General features: G+C 74.8%; 18 protein-coding genes. 7 read left to right on the top strand and 11 right to left on the bottom strand.

All coding sequences use genetic code 11. The features are described 5' to 3' along the window. Positions 1–140 precede the first annotated feature (140 nt). Positions 141–1,028 carry an RNA polymerase sigma factor SigJ gene (gene sigJ, locus IE172_RS10465; RefSeq protein ID WP_190096861.1) on the bottom strand — a complete coding sequence of 296 codons (888 nt, stop codon included), beginning with the start codon at positions 1,026–1,028 and terminating at the stop codon, positions 141–143. A 175-nt stretch (positions 1,029–1,203) separates the two neighbouring features. Between sigJ and IE172_RS10470 the strand changes: the two genes are divergently transcribed. From IE172_RS10470 to IE172_RS10480, 3 genes are all read left to right on the top strand, one after another. After that, entirely contained in the window at positions 1,204–2,034 is an 831-nt protein-coding gene (locus IE172_RS10470; protein ID WP_190096862.1) for an alpha/beta fold hydrolase, read from the top strand. 134 nt (positions 2,035–2,168) lie between these two features. Then, a complete protein-coding gene (locus IE172_RS10475; protein WP_190096863.1) occupies positions 2,169–3,755 on the top strand; it encodes an alkaline phosphatase D family protein in 1,587 nt (528 codons plus the stop codon). 98 nt (positions 3,756–3,853) lie between these two features. After that, complete coding sequence (locus tag IE172_RS10480; RefSeq protein ID WP_229885923.1) at positions 3,854–5,128, top strand: GNAT family N-acetyltransferase; 1,275 nt, start codon at positions 3,854–3,856, stop codon at positions 5,126–5,128. Between the two features lie 46 nt (positions 5,129–5,174). Here the strand turns inward: IE172_RS10480 and IE172_RS10485 are convergent, their stop codons facing one another. Next, positions 5,175–6,350, bottom strand: coding sequence for a trans-sulfuration enzyme family protein (locus tag IE172_RS10485; protein ID WP_229885925.1), 1,176 nt, complete (start codon positions 6,348–6,350; stop codon positions 5,175–5,177). A gap of 71 nt (positions 6,351–6,421) precedes the next feature. Between IE172_RS10485 and IE172_RS10490 the strand changes: the two genes are divergently transcribed. Beyond that, positions 6,422–6,913, top strand: a complete 492-nt coding sequence (locus IE172_RS10490; RefSeq protein WP_190096866.1) for an Lrp/AsnC family transcriptional regulator — start codon at positions 6,422–6,424, stop codon at positions 6,911–6,913. Positions 6,914–6,945: 32 nt separating this feature from the next. Then, on the top strand, positions 6,946–8,634 hold the full coding sequence (locus IE172_RS10495; protein WP_190096867.1) for a DUF885 domain-containing protein: 1,689 nt from the start codon (positions 6,946–6,948) through the stop codon (positions 8,632–8,634). A gap of 16 nt (positions 8,635–8,650) precedes the next feature. On the opposite strand, the gene IE172_RS10500 is transcribed toward IE172_RS10495, so the two are convergent. From IE172_RS10500 to IE172_RS10530, 7 genes are all read right to left on the bottom strand, one after another. Continuing rightward, positions 8,651–9,496 carry an SDR family oxidoreductase gene (locus IE172_RS10500; protein WP_190096868.1) on the bottom strand — a complete coding sequence of 282 codons (846 nt, stop codon included), beginning with the start codon at positions 9,494–9,496 and terminating at the stop codon, positions 8,651–8,653. Positions 9,497–9,563: 67 nt separating this feature from the next. Next, entirely contained in the window at positions 9,564–10,076 is a 513-nt protein-coding gene (locus tag IE172_RS10505; RefSeq protein WP_190096869.1) for an immunity 21 family protein, read from the bottom strand. Between the two features lie 78 nt (positions 10,077–10,154). After that, complete coding sequence (locus IE172_RS10510) at positions 10,155–13,169, bottom strand: AAA family ATPase (protein ID WP_190096870.1); 3,015 nt, start codon at positions 13,167–13,169, stop codon at positions 10,155–10,157. Then, the gene (locus tag IE172_RS10515; RefSeq protein WP_190096871.1) at positions 13,166–14,329 is read right to left on the bottom strand and encodes an exonuclease SbcCD subunit D; all 1,164 of its coding nucleotides are present in this window, start codon (positions 14,327–14,329) and stop codon (positions 13,166–13,168) included. Before IE172_RS10515 ends, IE172_RS10510 begins: the two co-directional genes overlap by 4 nt. 117 nt (positions 14,330–14,446) lie before the next feature. Further along, positions 14,447–15,073, bottom strand: a complete 627-nt coding sequence (locus IE172_RS10520; RefSeq protein WP_190096872.1) for a YigZ family protein — start codon at positions 15,071–15,073, stop codon at positions 14,447–14,449. A gap of 41 nt (positions 15,074–15,114) precedes the next feature. After that, positions 15,115–15,657 (bottom strand): SixA phosphatase family protein, encoded by a 543-nt coding sequence (locus IE172_RS10525; protein WP_190096873.1) that lies wholly within the window; start codon positions 15,655–15,657, stop codon positions 15,115–15,117. Next, entirely contained in the window at positions 15,654–16,379 is a 726-nt protein-coding gene (locus IE172_RS10530; RefSeq protein WP_229885927.1) for a hypothetical protein, read from the bottom strand. Before IE172_RS10530 ends, IE172_RS10525 begins: the two co-directional genes overlap by 4 nt. Positions 16,380–16,579: 200 nt before the next feature. Between IE172_RS10530 and IE172_RS10535 the strand changes: the two genes are divergently transcribed. Further along, complete coding sequence (locus tag IE172_RS10535) at positions 16,580–16,987, top strand: CoA-binding protein (RefSeq protein WP_190096874.1); 408 nt, start codon at positions 16,580–16,582, stop codon at positions 16,985–16,987. A 100-nt stretch (positions 16,988–17,087) separates the two neighbouring features. Here the strand turns inward: IE172_RS10535 and IE172_RS10540 are convergent, their stop codons facing one another. Next, entirely contained in the window at positions 17,088–17,447 is a 360-nt protein-coding gene (locus IE172_RS10540) for an ArsR/SmtB family transcription factor (protein WP_190096875.1), read from the bottom strand. Between the two features lie 71 nt (positions 17,448–17,518). On the opposite strand from IE172_RS10540, the gene IE172_RS10545 reads away from it, so the two are divergent. Continuing rightward, a complete protein-coding gene (locus tag IE172_RS10545) occupies positions 17,519–18,598 on the top strand; it encodes a cation diffusion facilitator family transporter (protein WP_190096876.1) in 1,080 nt (359 codons plus the stop codon). Positions 18,599–18,602: 4 nt separating this feature from the next. Here the strand turns inward: IE172_RS10545 and IE172_RS10550 are convergent, their stop codons facing one another. Then, positions 18,603–19,160 carry a YbaK/EbsC family protein gene (locus IE172_RS10550; RefSeq protein WP_190096877.1) on the bottom strand — a complete coding sequence of 186 codons (558 nt, stop codon included), beginning with the start codon at positions 19,158–19,160 and terminating at the stop codon, positions 18,603–18,605. Between the last annotated feature and the right edge of the window lie 24 nt (positions 19,161–19,184).

Below are 19,184 nucleotides of genomic sequence, written 5' to 3' on the forward strand. Positions count from 1 at the left end.
CGGCGGCGTTTTAGCGCCCTTGTTTATTAAAGGTTGTTTCACTTATCAGCGACCATAAGGCGGCCCCCACCCTTGGTCAATACCAATCGGCACGGCGAACGGGGGCCCCGGGACGTGACGGGGCCCCGGCACGGAAGGCTCTACGCGACGGCGGGGAGCGAGCGGAGCTTGTCGGGGTTGCGGATGACGTACACCGCCTGGACGCGTCCGTCGGCGATGCCGAGCTGGACGACGGTGTCGGGCCGGCCGCCGGACAGGACGAGCAGCGCGGGACCCGCGTTGAGCTCCAGGACGTGGACGGTCAGGTTCTGCGCCTCCTTCCCGGCCACCCCGAGCAGGAAGCGTCCCACGTGATCGGCGCTCTCCAGGACCCTGAGCGGAGCACGCGACTTGCCGCCGCTGTCGCCGACGAGCCGCACGTCCGGCGCGAGCAGCTCCATCAGCGCCGCCATGTCGCCCCCGGCGGCCGCCGCCAGGAAGCGCTCGGTGAGGTCGCGGCGCAGGGCGGGGTCGACGTCGTAGCGCGGGCGCCGCTCCTCGACGTGGCGCCGGGCGCGTCCGGCGAGTTGCCGCACCGCCGGTTCGCCGCGGTCGAGCATGGCGGCGATCTCCGCGTACGGCCAGCCGAACGCCTCGCGCAGGACGAAGACCGCGCGTTCCAGCGGTGAGAGGGATTCCAGGACCACGAGGACGGCCAGCGAGACGGAGTCGGCGAGCACCGCCCGCTCGGCCGTGTCCGGGACGGTGTCGCCGAAGTCGGTGGCGTACGGCTCGGGCAGCCACGGGCCGACGTAGGTCTCGCCGCGCGCCTTGAGCCGGCGCAGCCGGTCGACGGCGAGGCGGGTCGTGACGCGCACCAGGTAGGCGCGGGGTTCGCGCACCGCGGACCGGTCGCCGTCCGACCAGCGCAGCCACGCGTCCTGGACCACGTCCTCCGCGTCGGCCACCCGGCCCAGCATGCGGTAGGCCACCCCCAGGAGGACGGAACGGTGCTCTTCGAAGACGTCGGTCACGGTGTCGGCGGTCACGGCCCCATCCCAGCCGACCCGCACGGGCCTGTCCAGGCGCCCGCCGGCGCGTCCGGCGCGCGGCGCGGCGCCGGGTGCGCGATCACGGGGCTACCGGCTGGTAGCAATTGCTGACAAGCTGTCTACGACGTCAGGCGGCGTCCGTTCCCCCGAGTCCCAGACGAGGAGCACCCTCATGTCCGCGACCGTCTCCCTCAAGGTCACCTCTCCCCTCGGTCCGCAGCCCGTGACCATGTCCTACGCGCGTGTCGGACGGGGCGAACCGCTGCTCCTGCTGCACGGCATCGGTCACCACCGCCAGGCCTGGGACCCGGTGGTGGACATCCTCGCGACCGAACGCGAGGTGATCGCCGTGGACCTGCCCGGATTCGGCGCCTCCCCGTCCCTGCCCGACGGCCTCACCCACGATCTGCCCACCATGAACGCCGCCCTCCGCGCCCTGTGCGAGACGCTGGACCTGGACCGGCCGCACGTCGCCGGCAACTCGCTCGGCGGTCTGCTGGCCCTGGAACTCGGCCGCGAGCGGCTCGTACGGTCCGTCACCGCCCTGTCCCCGGCCGGCTTCTGGACCCAGGCCGAGCGCCGGTACGCGTTCGCCGTGCTGCTCGGCATGCGCCGGATCGCGGAGCGCATGCCGCTCCCGCTGGTCGAGCGCCTCGCCCGTTCCGCGGCCGGCCGGGCGGCGCTGACCAGCACCATCTACGCCCGGCCCGGGCGCCGCTCACCGGAAGCCGTGGTCGCCGAGACGCTCGCGCTCGCCGGGGCCACCGGTTTCGCCGAGACGCTCCGCGCGGGCACCACCGTGCGCTTCACCGACGACGTGCCCGACATCCCGGTGACCGTCGCCTGGGGTGCCAAGGACCGGCTGCTCGTCCCCCGGCAGGGAATCCGCGCGAAGCGGACCATCCCCGGGGCGCGGCTGGTCCGGCTGCCGGGCTGCGGCCACGTCCCCATGAACGACGACCCTGCCCTGGTCGCCCGCGTCCTCCTCGACGGCAGCCGCTGAACGCCGCGCGGCCGGAACCCGGTTCGCGGCCTTGGCCGCGGTCGACTGTTCACCCGGGGTTGGCCCGCGAGCCGCGCCGGCCGCGTAGGTGTGGCAGCGCACACTGGCCGGATCCAGTCCCGGGAGGCGTACCCATGTCACACCGTCCGTTCGCAGGCCGTCGCGCCGTGCTGCGCGGCTCACTCGCGGCCTCGGCCGCCCTGGCACTGCCGACCGCGCTCGGCGCGGCGCCCGCCTTCGCCCGCTCCGGCCGCCCGCGGGCCTCCTGGGGCGTTCAGGCGGGCGACGTGACCCATGACTCGGGGCTGGTGTGGGTGCGGTCGGACCGCCCGGCCCGGATGATCGTCGAGACCTCGGCGACCGAGTCGTTCCGGCGCACGCGCAGCTGGGCCGGACCGCTGCTCGGACCGGGCACCGACTTCACCGGTACCACCCGGCTGCACGGGCTGCCGCCGGGCGAGCAGATCCACTACCGGGTGCTGCTCGCCGACCCCGACGACCCGCGCCGCGGCGGCGAGCCGGTCACCGGCACCTTCCGTACGGCGCCGGCCCGGCGGCGCGACGGGGTGCGGTTCCTGTGGTCGGGTGATCTGGCCGGACAGGGCTGGGGCATCAACCCCGACGTCGGCGGCTACCGCATCTTCGACGCGATGGCCCGGCTGGACCCCGACTTCTTCCTGTTCAGCGGCGACACCGTGTACGCCGACGGGCCCATCGCCGCGACCGCCGCCCTCCCGGACGGCGGCGTCTGGCGGAACGTCACCACCGAGGAGAAGTCCAAGGTCGCCGAGACCCTCGCCGAGTTCCGGGGGAACTTCCGCTACAACCTGCTGGACGAGAACCTGCGCCGGTTCAACGCCCGGGTGCCGTCGATCGTGCAGTGGGACGACCACGAGGTGCGCAACAACTGGTACCCGGGCCAGCGGATCGCCGACACCGACTCCCGCTACACGGAGAAGAGCGTCGACGTCCTGGCCGCCCGCGCGCGGCGCGCGTTCGGGGAGTACTTCCCGATGTCGGCCCCGCGGCCGGGTGCCCGTGAGGGCCGGATGTACCGGGTGCTGCGCCAGGGGCCGCTGCTCGACGTGTTCGTGCTGGACATGCGGACCTACCGGAACGCCAACTCCCCCGGTGACCAGGCCGCCGACCCGCGGGGCATCCTCGGGCGGGAGCAACTGGACTGGCTCAAGCGGGAGCTGGCACGGTCGCGGGCGGTGTGGAAGGTGATCGCCGCCGACATGCCGATCGGCCTGGTCGTACCGGACACGACCGAGGGCCGGCAGCACGTCGAGGCGGTGGCACAGGGTGATCCGGGGGCGCCGCTGGGCCGGGAACTGCAGATCGCGGAGCTGCTGCGGTTCGTCAAGCACCGGCGGATCACCGGCACGGTGTGGCTGACGGCGGACGTGCACCACACCTCGGCCCAGCACTACCGGCCGGAGCGGGCCGCGTTCGGTGACTTCGAGCCGTTCTGGGAGTTCGTCTCGGGACCGCTGAACGCGGGCGCCTTCCCGGCGAGCGCGCTCGACGGCACGTTCGGTCCGGAGCGGGTGTGGGTGAAGGCGCCGAGCGCCTCGAACGTCTCCCCCGCCGGCGGGTACCAGTTCTTCGGCGAGGTCGGCATCGACGGCGACAGCGGCGAGTTGACGGTGCGGATGCGGGAGCAGGACGGCAGCGTGCTGTTCACGAAGACTCTGCAGCCGGGCCTGGTCGGTCAGTAGCGCACCATGTCGGACAGAAGCGCGCCTTTACCCGTCGGTCACGGTGCGTTCGTGATCACGAAACACGATTCCTTCACAGTGGCTGTATGAGTCGAGACATGTCTGACGTGACGCACACCCACGGCGGCGGCCCCGCCCACGGCCACCGGACCCCGGCCGGACTCGCCGCGCGGTGCACGGCGGCGTTCCACGCGTGGTGGGTACGCCGCCACGGCCACGCCCCGCCGGCGCACGATACCGGCGAGGCCCCGCCGCCCTCCGCCGGAGCCGGGGCGGGGGCCGGGGAGGGCGTGCTGTGGCGGATGCGGACGACGGTGAAGGACGAACCGGGCGCGCTGGCCGCGCTGTGCACGGCGCTGGCCGAGCGGCGGGTCGACATCCTGAGCCTGCAGACGCATCCGCTGGGCGAGGACACCGTGGACGAGTTCCTGCTGCGGGTGCCGGCGGGAACCGACCTGGCCACCGCGGTGTCGCTCGCCGGGGGCACCGACACCTGGACCGAGCGGGCCGACGCCCACGATCTGGTGGACGCCCCGACCCGGGTGCTGGGGCTGGCCGCCCGCACCGCCACCGACGCCGCCGAACTTCCGCTGGCGCTGCGCCAGTTGCTGGGCCGGTGCACGATCCGCTCGCAGCCCGCGGTGTCCGTCTCCGGCCGTGCGGCGGAGACGGCCGTACCGGTGGACGGTTCCCTGGAGGACACCGTCATCCGGCTGCGCGACCCGGAGGGCGGCGTACTGACCCTGGAGCGGCCGCATCTGCCGTTCACGCCCACCGAGTTCGCCCGCGCCCGGGCGCTGGTGGAGCTGGACGCCCGGCTCGGCCCGAGAATCCCGCGCGGCCGCGACGTGCTCACGCTGCCGGAGGGCGGCGACGTCTCGGTGCGCCGGGCGGACACCGGGGACCTGTCCGCCGCGCTGGCCATGCACGAGCGGTGCTCCCCCGAGACGCTGCGCCGGCGCTACCACGGTCCGGTCGGTGACGCGGACCGCTACCTGAACCATCTGCTCAGTCCCCGTTTCGGGCGGACCCTCGCCGCGCAGACCGCCTCGGGTCGCGTCGTCGCCCTCGGTCATCTGCTGTGGGACGGCGACGAGACGGAGGTCGCGCTGCTCGTGGAGGACGCGTGGCAGCGCCGCGGCATCGGCGCGGAACTCCTCACGCGCCTGGTGTCGATGGCGGCCGAGGCGGGCTGCTCCCAGGTGTACGCCGTGACGCAGGCGTCCAACACCGGCATGGTCGCCGCGATGCGCGGCCTGGGTCTGCCGCTCGACTACCAGATCGAGGAGGGCACCCTGGTGATCACCGCCCGCCTGGACGCTGTACCGGCGCAGCGCGCGCGGGAGTCCGGCGAGCGCGTCGGCCGCTCCTAGGGCGGCCGGGGGCCGGCCCGGCGGGAGCCGCCGGGCCGGCGCGGCCTCAGCCCCGCGCCACCGCCTCCGGGCGGGCCGGCGTCACGGCCGTCTCCCCCAGGGCCGCGTCCAGGTCGGCCCACAGGTCCTCGACGTCCTCCAGGCCGACCGAGAGGCGCAGCAGCCGGTCGGCGACCCCGGCACCCCTGCGGTCCTCGGCGTCGACGATGCGGTGGCTGATGGACGCCGGGTGCTGGATGAGGGAGTCCACGCTGCCGAGGCTGACCGCCGGGGTGATCAGACGTACGCCCGCGATCACCTCGTGCGGGTCGCCGTTCACCTCGAAGGAGACCATCGCCCCGCCGATGCGCGGGTAGTGCACCCGCTCCACGCGCGGGTCGGCGGCGAGCCGGGCGGCGAGCTCCGCGGCGTTCGCGGAGGCGGCCCGCACCCGGACCGGCAGGGTCGACAGGCCCCGCAGCAGCAGATAGCCGGCCAGCGGGTGCAGTACGCCGCCGGTGGCGAACCGCACCTGGCGCAGCCGCCCCGCGAACTCCTCGTCGCAGGCCACGACACCCGCCAGGACGTCCCCGTGACCGCCGAGGTACTTGGTGGCGCTGTGCAGCACCAGGCGCGCCCCGTGCTCGGCCGGGCGCTGGAGGACCGGTGTGGCGAAGGTGTTGTCGACGAGCAGCGGAACGGAGCCGCAGGCGTGGGCGACGGCCCGCAGGTCGATCTCGGCGAGCGTGGGGTTGGCCGGCGTCTCCACCAGCACCAGGCCGGTGTCCGGGCGCAGCGCGTCGGCCACCCCGGCCGGGTCGGTCCAGGTCACCTCGGAGCCGAGCAGTCCGGCGGTCAGCAGGTGGTCGCTGCACCCGTACAGGGGCCGTACGGCCACCACGTGGCGCAGCCCCATCGAGCCGCGGACCAGCAGGGCGGCGCTGAGCGCGGCCATGCCGCTGGCGAACGCGACCGCCGACTCGGTGCCCTCCAGCCGGGCCAGCGCGGTCTCGAAGCGGGCGACGGTCGGGTTGCCGAGCCGCCCGTAGACGGGCGGGCCGTCCGGTTCGGCGCCGGTGGCGGCGAAGGCGTCGATGCGGGCCGCCTCCGCCCTGCTGTCGTAGGAGGGGTAGGTGGTGGACAGGTCGATCGGCGGGGCGTGCAGTCCGAGTCCGGCGAGGTCGTCCCGGCCGGCGTGCACGGCCTCGGTGGCGAGTGCTCTGGTGGTGCGTCGCGTGTCCATGCCCATGTCCATACCGGGAGGGTGAACACCGGACGGGCTCTTGGGTGGCATCCCCGTGCTACGTTCGGCCGGTGGCCGAATCTGTCGTACTGGATCCGGTGGACCTCCATCTGCTGCGGCTGTTGCAGAACGACGCCCGGACGACGTACCGGGACCTCGCCGCGCAGGTCGGGGTCGCACCGTCGACCTGCCTGGACCGGGTGACCCGTCTGCGCCGCTCCGGCGTGATCCTCGGGCACCGGCTGGAACTGGACCCGGCCAAGCTGGGCCGGGGACTGCAGGCGCTGCTGTCGGTGCAGGTCAGACCGCACCGGCGGGAACTGGTGGGTCCGTTCGTGGAGCGCGTCAGGGCGCTGCCGGAGTCGCTGACCGTGTTCCACCTGACCGGCCCCGACGACTACCTGGTGCATGTGGCGGTCACGGACATGGCGGATCTGCAGCGGCTGGTTCTCGACGGGTTCACGTCGCGGCGCGAGGTGGCGCGGGTGGAGACCCGGCTGATCTTCCAGCGGTGGGACTGCGGTCCGATGCTGCCGCCTTCGCCCTCGGCACAATCGGGGTGACGTGCGGCGGGCCGCGTACCAGGATGGTCCGCATGTCACAGACCAACAGCGCCCTCCCCCGTCAGGTCGCCGACGCCTACGTCGACGAGCTCATCGCCCTCGACCCGATCACCGGAACGTACCTGGGAGTGAGGGAGAGTTCCTCCCGGCTGCCCGACCTCTCGCCCGCCGGCCAGGAGGCGCTCGCCGAACTCGGCCGGGCCACTCTCGCGCGGCTCGACGAGGCGGAGCGGCTGCCCGGCGCCGACAGCGACGTCGAACGCCGCTGCGCGCGGCTGCTGCGCGAGCGGCTGACCGCGGAACTGGCCGTGCACGAGGCCGGCGAGGGACTGCGCTCGGTCGGCAACCTGGGCACGGTCGCGCAGGCGGTGCGCGAGGTCTTCACCGTGACGCCGGCCGGGTCGGAGGAGGACTGGGCGGCGATCGCCGAGCGGCTGCGCGCGGTGCCTGCGGCGCTGGAGGGCTACCGGGAGTCCCTCGCGCTGGGCCTGGAGCGCAAGCTGTACGCCTCTCCGCGCCCGACGGAGACGTTCGTCGGACAGCTCACCGAGTGGACGGACACGGGCGGGGGCCGCGGCTGGTTCGAGGACTTCGCGGCTGCGGGTCCCGACGCGCTGCGCGCGGAGCTGGACGAGGGCGCCCGCGCGGCGACCGCGGCCGTGACGGAGCTGCGGGACTGGGTGCGCGACGTGTACGCGCCGGCGATCGAGGGCGCGCCGAACGCCGTGGGCCGGGAACGCTACGCCCGCTGGTCCCGCTACTACAACGGCACCGATCTCGACCTTGACGAGGCGTACGCGTACGGCTGGTCGGAGTACCACCGGCTGCTGGGCGAGATGCGCGAGGAGGCCGGGAAGATCCTGCCCGGCGCGGCGACGCCGTGGGTGGCGCTGGCGCACCTGGACGAGCACGGGCGGCACATCGAGGGCGTGGACGAGGTCCGCGAGTGGCTGCAGGGCGTGATGGACCGGGCGATCGAGGCCCTGGACGGCACGCACTTCGACCTCGCCGAGCGGGTACGGAAGGTGGAGTCGCGGATCGCCCCGGCGGGCAGTGCCGCGGCACCGTACTACACGCCCCCCTCGGAGGACTTCTCCCGGCCCGGCTGCACCTGGCTGCCCACCATGGGGCTGACCCGTTTCCCGGTCTACGACCTGGTGTCCACCTGGTACCACGAGGGCGTTCCCGGGCATCACCTCCAGCTGGCGCAGTGGGTGCACGTGGCCGAGAACCTCTCCCGCTACCAGGCGTCGGTGGGCATGGTCAGCGCCAACGCGGAGGGCTGGGCGCTGTACGCGGAGCGGCTGATGGACGAGCTCGGTTTCCTCGCGGACGCGGAGGAGCGGCTGGGCTACCTGGACGCGCAGATGATGCGGGCGACCCGGGTCATCGTCGACATCGGCATGCACCTGGAGCTGGAGATCCCGGCGGATTCGCCGTTCCGTCCGGGTGAGCGCTGGACGCCGGAGCTGGCTCAGGAGTTCTTCGGGGCGCACAGCAGCCGTCCGGCGGACTTCGTGGAGAGCGAGCTGACGCGCTATCTGACGATCCCGGGTCAGGCCATCGGCTACAAGCTCGGTGAGCGGGCGTGGCTGCTGGGCCGGGAGAAGGCCCGCGAACGGCACGGCGATGCCTTCGACCTCAAGGCCTGGCACATGGCCGCGCTGTCGCAGGGGTCGCTCGGCCTGGACGACCTGGTGGACGAACTGTCGGCGCTGTGAGCCGGTCCGGCGCCCGTCAGCGCCGGAATCCGCCCTCCGAGTCGATGACCTGACCGGTGATCCAGTCCGCCTCGTCCGTGGCCAGCCACGCGATGAGGCGGGCGGGGTCGTCGGGCATGCCCCAGCGTCCGGCGGGGAAGCGCGCGGCGACGGCGTCGTAGGTGTCGCCGCTCAGGTAGTCCGTGTCCACCGGGCCGGGGTTGACGGTGTTCACGGTGACCGCGTGTCCCGCGAGGGCGGTCGCCAGGGAGCGCGTGACGGAGGCGAGCGCGCCCTTCTGGAGGGCGTAGGCGATCTCGCCGGGCATCCCGCCGGCGATGTCCTGCCCGGAGGTCATCATCACGACGCGCCCGCCCGGGGTGCGGGGCGGCAGCGCGGCGCGGTGCCGGGCGTGGGCCTGGACCAGCAGCAGCACCGAGCGGGTGTCGACGGCCCAGTGCGCGTCGAGCATGGCGGCGTCGACCGTGTCGAGGTCGCCGTCGGAGCCGCTGAGGGCGTGATTGGCGACGAGGATGTCGAGCCGTCCGCCGAGCGCCGCGACCGCGCGGGCGTGCAGCACGGCGGGGGCCGCGGGGTCGGTGAGGTCTCCCGGTCCGGAGACGACGCGTGCGCCGGGGTCGCCGAGGGCCTCGCGCACCGAGGCGGTCACGTCCTCGGTGCGGTCGGCGCCCCAGGGCATGGCGGCGTCGTGCGGCACGTGGTGATGCAGGTAGACACCGGCTCCGTAGGCGGCGAGCCGCCGGGCGACGGCGTGTCCGATGCCGCCGCGCCGGCCGGCCCCGGTGACCAGCGCGGTACGGCCGCGCAGGGGCAGGGGGTCACGGCGCAGGGCTTCGGGGGCGGGGTGCGGATACGCGGGCATGACCGCCCATCATGGGGTGCGCGCGGGCCGGACGCACGCCGATTTCCGCGTTGCCCCGGCGGACCGGTCAGGCAAGCGGCCGGAGCTGTACGAGGGCCAGCCAGGTCTCGGGGCCCGCCGGCACGTGTGCCGCGCGGACCGCGTAACGGCCGGGGGTGAGGGCGAGGCGTACGTGGTCGGTGGCCGTGCAGTGCGGGCCGGGCCAGGCGGCGTCGAACAGCAGGACCGTGCCCGGCACCTTCCAGTGCGCCTCCGGCTGCCACTGGGCGGTGCGCAGCGCCTCCGGAACGTGCCCCAGCAGCTCCGCCTCCGAGTCCCCGGCGATCCAGCGGACGAGGGTGCCGTGCTCGGGGAGGAAGGCGGTCGCGGCGGGTTCCTCACCGAGGACCAGGGCCGTGGCGTCACCGACCGGGAGCAGTCCGAGGGGTCCGTCCACCTCGCAGGCCCGGTCGTAGTCCGAGGCGGTCTCCTCGCCGTCGGCGCCGGTCCAGAACGGCAGCACCGTCTCCGGGACCGCGATGAGCGGCCCGCCGCCCGACTCCACCCACTCGACCGTGCCCGGCTCCGCGTATCGCACCATGCGCAGAACCTATCGGGTCGACTCCCTTGCGGGAGTGAGGGGTTCGGTGTCCGTGCCCGTCGGCGCGGTCGGGTGCGGTCAGCGGGCGGGTGAGGTGTCCCGGCCCGTTCCGCGCTGCCGCAGTCGCGAGCCCGAGCGTGACTTCACGACCTCCAGCTGGGCGTGTATGCGGCGCCGCAGGTCGGCGACGTGGCTGACGATGCCGACGCTGCGGTCGCGTTCGCGCAGCGAGTCCAGGACGTCGAGGACCTCGTCGAGCGTCTGGTCGTCGAGGCTGCCGAAGCCCTCGTCGATGAAGAGGGTGTCCAGCCGGACCCCGCCCGCCTCGTCGGTCACGACGTCCGCGAGCCCGAGGGCGAGAGCGAGGGACGCGAAGAACGTCTCCCCGCCCGAGAGGGTCGCGGTGTCGCGCTCCCGTCCGGTCCAGGCGTCGACGACGTGCAGTCCGAGGCCACTGCGGCCGCGGCCGGTGCGGCCGTCGGAGTGGACGAGGGTGTAGCGGCCGGACGACATGCGGTGCAGCCGTACGGTCGCGGCGGCGGCGACCTGCTCCAGCCGGGCGGCGAGGACGTACGACTCCAGGCGCATCCGGCGTTCGTTGTCCGCGGAGGTGCCGGCGGCCAGGCCCGCCATGCGGGCCACCCGGTCGTACTCCTCGCGCAGGGGCCCCAGCCGGCGTACCGAGGCGGTGGCCCGCGCGGAGAGCCGGTCGAGGTCGGCGCAGCGCCGGGCGGCGGCGTCCCGCGCGGAGGCGGCCTCGCGCACCCGGCGGCCGGCGTCCTCGGCTTCCCGCTGGGCGGTGGCGAGGTCGGCGGGCGGCTGCTGCGCAGCGGCCACCGTCTCCGGTTCGGCGAGGACGGCCCGGACGGTGGCCTCCTCGTGCTGCCGGGCGTCCAGGCGCCGCTGGAGTTCCCGGTGGCCCGCGTCGTCCAGGAGGGCGTCGGCGGCGGCCTGCGGGGTGTCGAAGCCCGCGCGGAAGGCGGCGTCGGCGAGGCGGGCGTCGGCTCCCTTGAGCCGCTGGGCGGCTTCCTCGGCGGCGCGGGCGGCGTCGGCGGCCTCCGTGAGCCGCGCGGCGCGCTGTTCCAGCTGTGCGGCGCGGGCGGCGACGCTGGGGGCGTCCCCGCGTGCCCGGGTCAGCTCCTCCTCCAGCGCCGCGCGTTCCCGGTCCAGGCGCTCGCGGTGGCCGACGCGGGAGGCGGCCCGGACGGCCGCGTCGCGCTGGGCGGTGATCCGCAGCCCGTGTTCCCGTTCGGCACGGCGCAGCTGTTCCTGGGCGGGGTGCAGCGCGGAGGCGGCGTCCCGGGCCAGGGTGTACTGCCGGTCCAGTTCCGCCGCGGCGCGGGCGAGTTCCTCGGTGGCGGTGTCCCCGGCCTCGGCGCTCGCGGCGGCCAGTGCCTCCCGTACGGCGGCGTGCCGCTGCTCGGCCTCGGCGCGTCGGGCGTCCGCGTCGCGGTAGTCGGCGAGGGCGCGTTCCTCCGTCTCGCGGTCGACGTGTCCGTCGACCTTCCGGGCGGGTGAGGGGTGTTCGGTGGCGCCGCAGACGGCGCAGGGCGCCCCGTCGGCGAGGCCGGCGGCCAGTTCGGCGGCGATGCCGTTCAGCCGCTGTTCCTTGAGGTCGAGCCAGCGTTGCTGGGCGGCGAGGGCGTCCTCCCTGGCGGCGCCGGCCTGTGCGGCGGCGCTGTCCGTGGCCTCGGTGAGCCGGTCACGGTCGCGGGCGGCGTGCAGCCGCTGCCGCGCGGGTTCGCGCCGCACGGCGAGTTCACGGGCCGTGGTCGCGGCCTGCTGGGCGGACTCGACGCGGGCCTGGAGGCCGGAGCGGGTCTCCTCCCAGTCCGCGAGCCAGGTCTCCGCGTCCTGGAGGACGTCGTCGTCGGCACGTTCCTGCCGGTCCAGGTCGGCGCGCTCGTCGTGGAGTCCGCTCAGGCGTCGTTCGGCGCGGCGGGCGGCGTCGAGGCCGCCCAGTTCCTCGGCGGCGCGGCGGGCGGCGACCGCGAGCCCGGCCGCTCCGGCGTCCGCGAGGGCCGCCGGGAGCACGGCACGCGCCCGCAGTTCGGCGGCGGCGGCCCGTCGGTGCTCGGTGTCGGCGGCGTCGCGCAGCTCCAGGGCGGGGCCGACGGTCTCCGCCTTGCGGGCCCGCTCCATGCGGACGCGGTCCGCCCGGTGGGCTTCGGACCCTTCCTCCAGTCGCGCCGCGCGTTCCCGCGCCTCGGCGAACCGGCGTTGCAGCCGGTCCCGTTCGCGCAGGCCCTCCAGGGCGTGGCCGGCGTCGGTCAGGGCGGACTCGGCGGCGGCCAGGCGGCAGTGCGCGACGGTGAGGTGTTCACGCGCGGTGCTGCGGGCGACGGCGGCGGCGGTCAGCACGGCCTCGGCCAGTCCCGGCTCGCCGGGCGTCAGCTCCGGCAGCTCCATGATGCCGTCCGCGGCCTGCTGCATCCGGTGGGCGTCGGCCAGCAGGTCGGCGTCGCCGTCGCGCACCCGGGACTCGGTCTCCCGCCTGCGCTCGGCGAGGCGCTTCTCCACGTCGGCGAAGCGACGGGTGTCGAAGAGGCGGCCCAGCAGTTTGCCGCGCGCTTCGGCGTCGGCGCGCAGGAAGCGTGCGAAGTCGCCCTGGGGCAGCAGCACGACCTGGCAGAACTGCTCCCGGCTCATGCCGAGGAGCTGGGTGATCTCCTCGCCGATCTCCTGGTGGGAGCGGCTGAGGTCCTTCCACGTCCCCGCCACCGTGTCGCGTTCGCGCAGCCAGGTCTGGGCCTTGTCCAGGGTGGTGCCGGTGCCGCGCTTCTTGGGGCGCTCCCAGGGCGGCTGCCGGGTGATCTCCAGACGCCGTCCGGCGACGGTGAGCTCGAGGGTGACCTGCGTCCGCGTGCCCGGGGCGGCGTGGTCGCTGCGCAGCGTGATGCCCTGGCCGCTCTGCCGGGCGCCGGGGACGGAGCCGTACAGGGCGTAGCAGACGGCGTCGAGGACGGAGGTCTTGCCGGCGCCGGTGGGGCCGTGGAGCAGGAAGAGGCCCGCGGCGGACAGGTCGTCGAAGTCGACGCTCTGGGTGCCCCCGAAGGGGCCGAAGGCGGTGATGTCGAGCCGGTGCAGCCTCATCGCGCCGGCTCCCCCGCCGCGTCGTCCGCGCGGACCGCGTCGAAGGCGTCGCGCAGGACCGTCCGTTCGTCCGCGTCGGGGCCGGCGCCGCGCACGTGGGCGACGAAGTCCTCGGCGATCTGCTGGTCGTCGCGGCCGGCGAGGCGGCGGGCGTAGGAGAGGCCGGGGTCGTCGGCGGTGCGGGCCGGGTCGAAGACGAGGCCGAGGGTGTGCGGGAAGCGCTCGGTGAGCCGCGCCATCGGGTCGGACGGCCGGACCGGGTCGGTGAGCGTCGCCTCGACCCACGCCTCCTCGTGGCGGGCGAGGGCGGGGTCGGCGAGCAGGTCGTCCAGGGTGCCGCGGATCCGGGCCAGTGCGCGTGGCACGGGGCAGTCGACGCGCTCGGCGGTGACGGCCCCGTCGGCGGCCAGGTCGACGAGCCACATGGTCTTGCGGTGGGTGGCCTCGGAGAAGGAGTACGGCAGCGGGGAGCCGGAGTAGCGGACGCGGTCGGTGATGGTCTGGCAGCCGTGCAGATGCCCCAGGGCCACGTAGTCGACGCCGTCGAACACCCCGGCGGGCACGGCGGCGACCCCGCCGACGGTGATGTCCCGTTCGCTGTCGCTGGGTTCGCCGCCGGTGACGAAGGCGTGGGCGAGGACGACGGACCGGGTGCCGGGGTCCCGGCCGGCGAGATCGGCGCGGACGCGGTCCATGGCGGCGGCGAGCACCTTCTCGTGGCCGGCCTTCTCCACGCCGAACTCGTCCCGCACCAGGGCGGGTTCGAGGTAGGGCAGTCCGTACACGGCGACGTCCCCGTGCGCGTCGGGCAGGAGCACGGGCGTGCCGCACGCGGACGCCTCGGTCCGCAGGTGGATGCCCGCCCGTCCCATGAGTCCGGCGCCGACGCCGAGGCGGCGGGCCGAGTCGTGGTTGCCGGAGATCATCACCGTCGGCACACCGAGGTCGGCGAGGCGGTGCAGGGCGTCGTCGAACAGCTCCACCGCGGCGAGCGGCGGCACCGCGCGGTCGTACACGTCTCCCGACACGAGCACCGCGTCCACGTCGTGCTCACGCACGGTGGTGACGAGGTGGTCGAGGAACCCGGCCTGCGGACCGAGCATGCCGACCCGGTGGAAGGACCGGCCGAGGTGCCAGTCGGAAGTGTGCAGCAGTCTCATGATTCCCGCAGCGTAACCGCCGGGTCGGACAGCACGGGCGGTTACTCCCGTATCACTCCGTCATGACCCGGTCCGCATTCGCCCGTTATGCGACCAATGCGAGGGAAGGCCCCCGGGTCACGCGTCCCCGTACGCCTCCCCGCCCAGTTCGCATCGCGCCGTTCCCGCGGTCGCGTCGGCGAGCCAGGCGCGGAAGGCGGGCACGTCGGCGTCCGGGAGACCGATCTCGATCGTGACCTCCTCGCCGTAGCGCACGTCACGCACCTCGCGTCCGGTGGCGCGCAGGTCGTTCTGCACCTTCCCGGCCCGCTGGTGGTCGACGGTCACCGTCGCGAGCCGGAAACGGCGCCGGGTGATGGTGCCGACACTGTCCAGCGCCTCGCCCACGGCGCCGCCGTAGGCCCGGATGAGTCCGCCCGCGCCGAGTTTGACGCCGCCGTAGTAGCGGGTGACGACGGCGACGACGTACCGCATGTCGCGGCGGAGCAGCATCTGGAGCATGGGCAGGCCGGCGGTGCCGCCGGGTTCGCCGTCGTCGCCGGCCTTCTGGGTGGAGGCGTCGGCGCCGATGACGTAGGCGAAGCAGTTGTGGGTGGCGTCGGCGTGCTCCTTGCGGACGGCGGCGATGAAGTCCTGCGCCTCCCGCTCGGTGGCCGCCGGGGCGAGCGCGCACAGGAAGCGTGAGCGGTTGATCTCGGTCTCGTGCACACCCGGGCGGGCGACGGTGCGGTACTCGTCCTGCATCCGGCCAGCCTATGCGGCGCCGCGCGGGCGGGTCGCCGTGGCTACCGGTTCCCGCCGCGGGGCACGGTCACCGACGTCAGCAGGGCGGTCCGGGGGGCGAGGTCCCGCCATGCGGCGCCGCGCCAGGACAGCACGGCGATCGCGGAGGTGGGGAACTTGGCGCCCACCCGGTCCAGGGTGTCGTCCAGGCCGTCGCCGGCCAGGGTGAGGACGAGGTCCTCCAGGCCCGGGTTGTGGCCGACCAGCAGCAGCGTCTCGATCCCGGCCGGCACCTCGTGGATCACGGCCAGCAGGTCGCGTACCTCGCCGTGGTACAGGCGCGGGTCGTGGCGGACGGGCGGGGGCGTGCCCCACTGCGCGGCGGCCAGGTCCCAGGTCCGGCGGGCGCGCACGGCGGTGGAGCACAGGGCGAGACCCGGCAGGCAGTCGGCGTCGGCGAGCGCGCGTCCGGCGGCGGGGGCGTCCCTCTCGCCGCGCGCGGCGAGAGGGCGTTCGTGATCGGTGACGCCCTCCGGCCGGGCGGACTTGGCGTGGCGCAGGACGACCAGTCGGCGCAGCGGTCCGGCGCCGGCGCGTTCGATCATGCCGGGGATCCGAGGTCGTGGGTGAGGTCGAGGCCGAGGAGGCGGTCGGCGTAGGCGTAGGTCTCGAAGCGGGCGCCGTCCGCCAGTTCCGCGTCCTGCTCCACCGTGCGCAGGACGCGCAGGACACCGGCCGTGTCCAGGTCGTCCTCCCACGCGGAGCGCAGGTCCGCGCGGACAGTGTCGGGAACGGGCCGGGACGGCCGGTGCGCCCAGGCGGCGACCGCGCGGCGCCAGCGGCCGAGGGTGTCGCGGGCGTCGTCCAGGGCGGCCGCGTCGACCGTCACGGGGGTGCTCGCGGAGCGCGTGAACAGGGTCAGGCGCAGGGCGGCGGGGTCGGTGTCGCCCGGCGGGCCGGGCGCCTCCCAGCGCACGGGCGCCACGGCGACGCGCACTCCGCCCGGGGTTTCGCCGCCCTCCCCCACCACGTGCAGCACCTGTGCCTCGCCCAGTCCGGGGCCGGTCTCCCCGCCCTCCTCGAAGGGCCGGACGCCGAGCGCGGCGCCCGCCGCGCGGAGTTCCGCCCGCTGCCGCTCGCCGGTGAGCAGCGCCCACACGGGCGTGCCGCCGAGTTCCAGGGCGCGTACGAGCAGGTCGGCGACGAGCAGCACGCGCAGGCTGGTCGGGTCGAGCCCCTCGGTGTGGGCTTCGACCCGGGTCAGGCCCCGCCGGACGGGGGCGGCGTCGACGGACTCGCCGGTTCGGGCGTCGGTGATGCGCAGCACGAGGTGAGCGTAGGCGCGCGAGCGGGCGTCCGCAGGTATCCGGCACGCATTTCGCGGCGCGGTGGGGGATCCGGCACCGGTCGGCCCGGCCGGCGCCCCTGTCCACCGCCTCCCGGGAACGGGCCGGGGTGTCGGGAATCACCGTGCGTCCCGCTTCGTTGTGGGGGTGACAGCTTTTCACGACTGCCGGGAGGCCCAGGGTGTACGGCGACGAGGCGACGGTCCGGAAGATCCTCACAGGGCTCGGTGACACCTGGGCCGTGGTGGGCCTGTCGTCGAACCGGGAGCGCGCGGCGTACGGCGTCGCGCAGGTGCTCCAGCGGTTCGGCAAGCGTGTGGTGCCGGTGCACCCCAAGGCGGAGACCGTGCACGGCGAGCAGGGGTACGCCTCGCTCGCCGACATCCCCTTCGAGGTGGACGTCGTCGACGTGTTCGTCAACAGCGATCTGGCCGGGGCCGTCGCCGACGAGGCGGTGGCCAAGGGCGCCGGGGCGGTCTGGTTCCAGCTCGGCGTCATCGACGAGGCGGCCTACGAGCGCACCCGCGCGGCGGGTCTGGAGATGGTGATGGACCGCTGCCCGGCCATCGAGATACCCCGGCTCGGCTAGTCCCCCTCAGGGCGGCGGGCGCCGCGGCGGACCCGTTCCGGACGGGCGCCGTGCCCGCCCGGCCGCGCCGTCCGTTCATTTCGCCGGAAGTCCCGCCCGGTCAGTCGTGCGGGGGCCGGTCGCCGATCCGGTGGTCGGCGACGTTCAGTGCCTCGTCGACGAGGCGTCGCAGATGCCCGTCGCGCAGGGAGTAGACCACGCGGCGGCCCTCTTTCCGGGTGTCCACCAGCCCCGCGAGACGCAGCCGTGCCAGGTGCTGGCTGACCGCCGGCCGCGCGGCCCCGCACGCCTCGGTGAGCGTGGTGACATCGGCCTCGCCGCCCGTCAGGGCGTGCAGCAGGGTCAGCCGGGTGCGGTCGCCGAGCAGCGCGAGCAGCTCCGCCGCGAGCGCGAACTGCTCCTCGCCGGGAGGATGCGGATGCGCGTCGTCCGCATCTGACAGGTGCATGCGTGCGCTCATACGCACATAATGGCTCCGTGGACTGCGGCACGTCCACCTCGCGCTCCGCACGGCAGCGGAAGGGGACGCTCGTGAGCGACCGGCACCATCACGACCACCCGCACCACCGGACGTCACCGCACCCTCACGACCACCCGCACCACCGGAGCTCACGGCACCACCGGACGTCACCGCTCCACCGCCTCGCCCGGTTCCTCACCCCCCACTCCCACGCGAGCGCCGACCGGCTGGACTCCGCCCTGGAGTCGTCGGCCAGGGGCATGCGCGCGCTGTGGGTCTCCCTGGCGGTGCTCGGCGTGACGGCGCTGGCGCAGGCGGCCGTGGTGGTCCTCTCCGGTTCGGTGGCGCTGCTCGGCGACACGGTGCACAACGCCGCCGACGCGCTCACCGCCGTCCCGCTGGCCATGGCCTTCGCGCTGGGCCGGCGCCCCGCCAACCGCCGTTTCACCTACGGTTACGGGCGGGCCGAGGACCTGGCCGGCCTGGTCGTCGTGCTGACGATCGCCGCGTCCGCGGCCTTCGCGGGCTGGACGGCGCTGGGCAGGCTGCTGGACCCGCGCCCCGTCGAACACCTCCCGGTGGTCGCCGTCGCGGCGCTGGTCGGGTTCGCCGGCAACGAGTGGGTGGCCCGCTACCGCATCCGCGTCGGACGGGCCATCGGCTCGGCCGCGCTGGTCGCCGACGGGCTGCACGCCCGCACCGACGGGTTCACCTCGCTGGCGGTCCTGCTGAGCTCCGGCGGGGCGGCCCTGGGGTGGCGGTACGCGGACCCGGTGGTGGGACTGGCCATCACGGCGGCCATCGTCCTGGTGCTGCGCGACGCCGCGCGGGAGGTGCTGCGGCGGGTGATGGACGCCGTGGACCCGGAGCTGGTGGACCTCGCCGAGCGGACGCTGGCCCGTGTTCCGGGTGTGCGCGGGGTGGGTGAGCTGCGGCTGCGCTGGATCGGTCACCGGCTGCGCGCCGAGGTGGCGGTGGTGGTGGACGGCGGGGCCACGGTGCGTCAGGCGCACCGCGTCGCGGTGGACGCCGAGCACGCGCTGCTGCACGCCGTTCCCCGGCTGACCGCGGCCCTGGTGCACGCCGACCCGGAACCGGTGCCGGGCGGGGCGGATCCGCATCTGCCGTTGGCTCACCACACGGCGGGCTGACGCGTCAGGCCGCTCCCAGCCCTTCGAGTACGGCGGCTCCCGGCAGTTCGGCGAACGCCTTGCCCGGCACGAGCAGCTTGCCGCGCCGCCGGCCGCTGCCGACCAGGACGTAGGGCAGGTCCACGACGGCCGCGTCGACCAGTACCGGCCAGTCGCCCGGCAGTCCGATCGGCGTGATGCCGCCGTATTCCATTCCGGTCTCCCCCGTCGCCGTGTCCATGGGGGCGAAGGATGCCTTGCGGGCGCCGAGGTGACGGCGTACGACGCCGTTGACGTCGAGCCGGGTGGTGGAGAGCACCACGCAGGCGGCGAGCGTGCTCTCGCCGCCGCGTCTGCCCGCGACCACCACGCAGTTCGCCGAACGCTCCAGCAGGTCCCGGCCGTAGTGTTCGACGAAGACGGCGGTGTCGGCCCAGCGCGGGTCGGTGTCGACGTAGAGGATCCGGTCGGAGGGGACGCTGCCGCTCCAGGTGCGGACGGCCGCGGCGACCGGGGCGGTGAGTTCGCCGAGGCACTCCGGGGCGGGGGTGGCGTGGTCGAAGTCTCCGATGGGTGCGCGCATGGCCGCACCGTAACAGCCGTCCGG

It is taken from the genome of Streptomyces griseoflavus (assembly GCF_014649995.1).
In the GTDB taxonomy this organism is placed as follows: Bacteria; Actinomycetota; Actinomycetes; order Streptomycetales; family Streptomycetaceae; genus Streptomyces; species Streptomyces griseoflavus.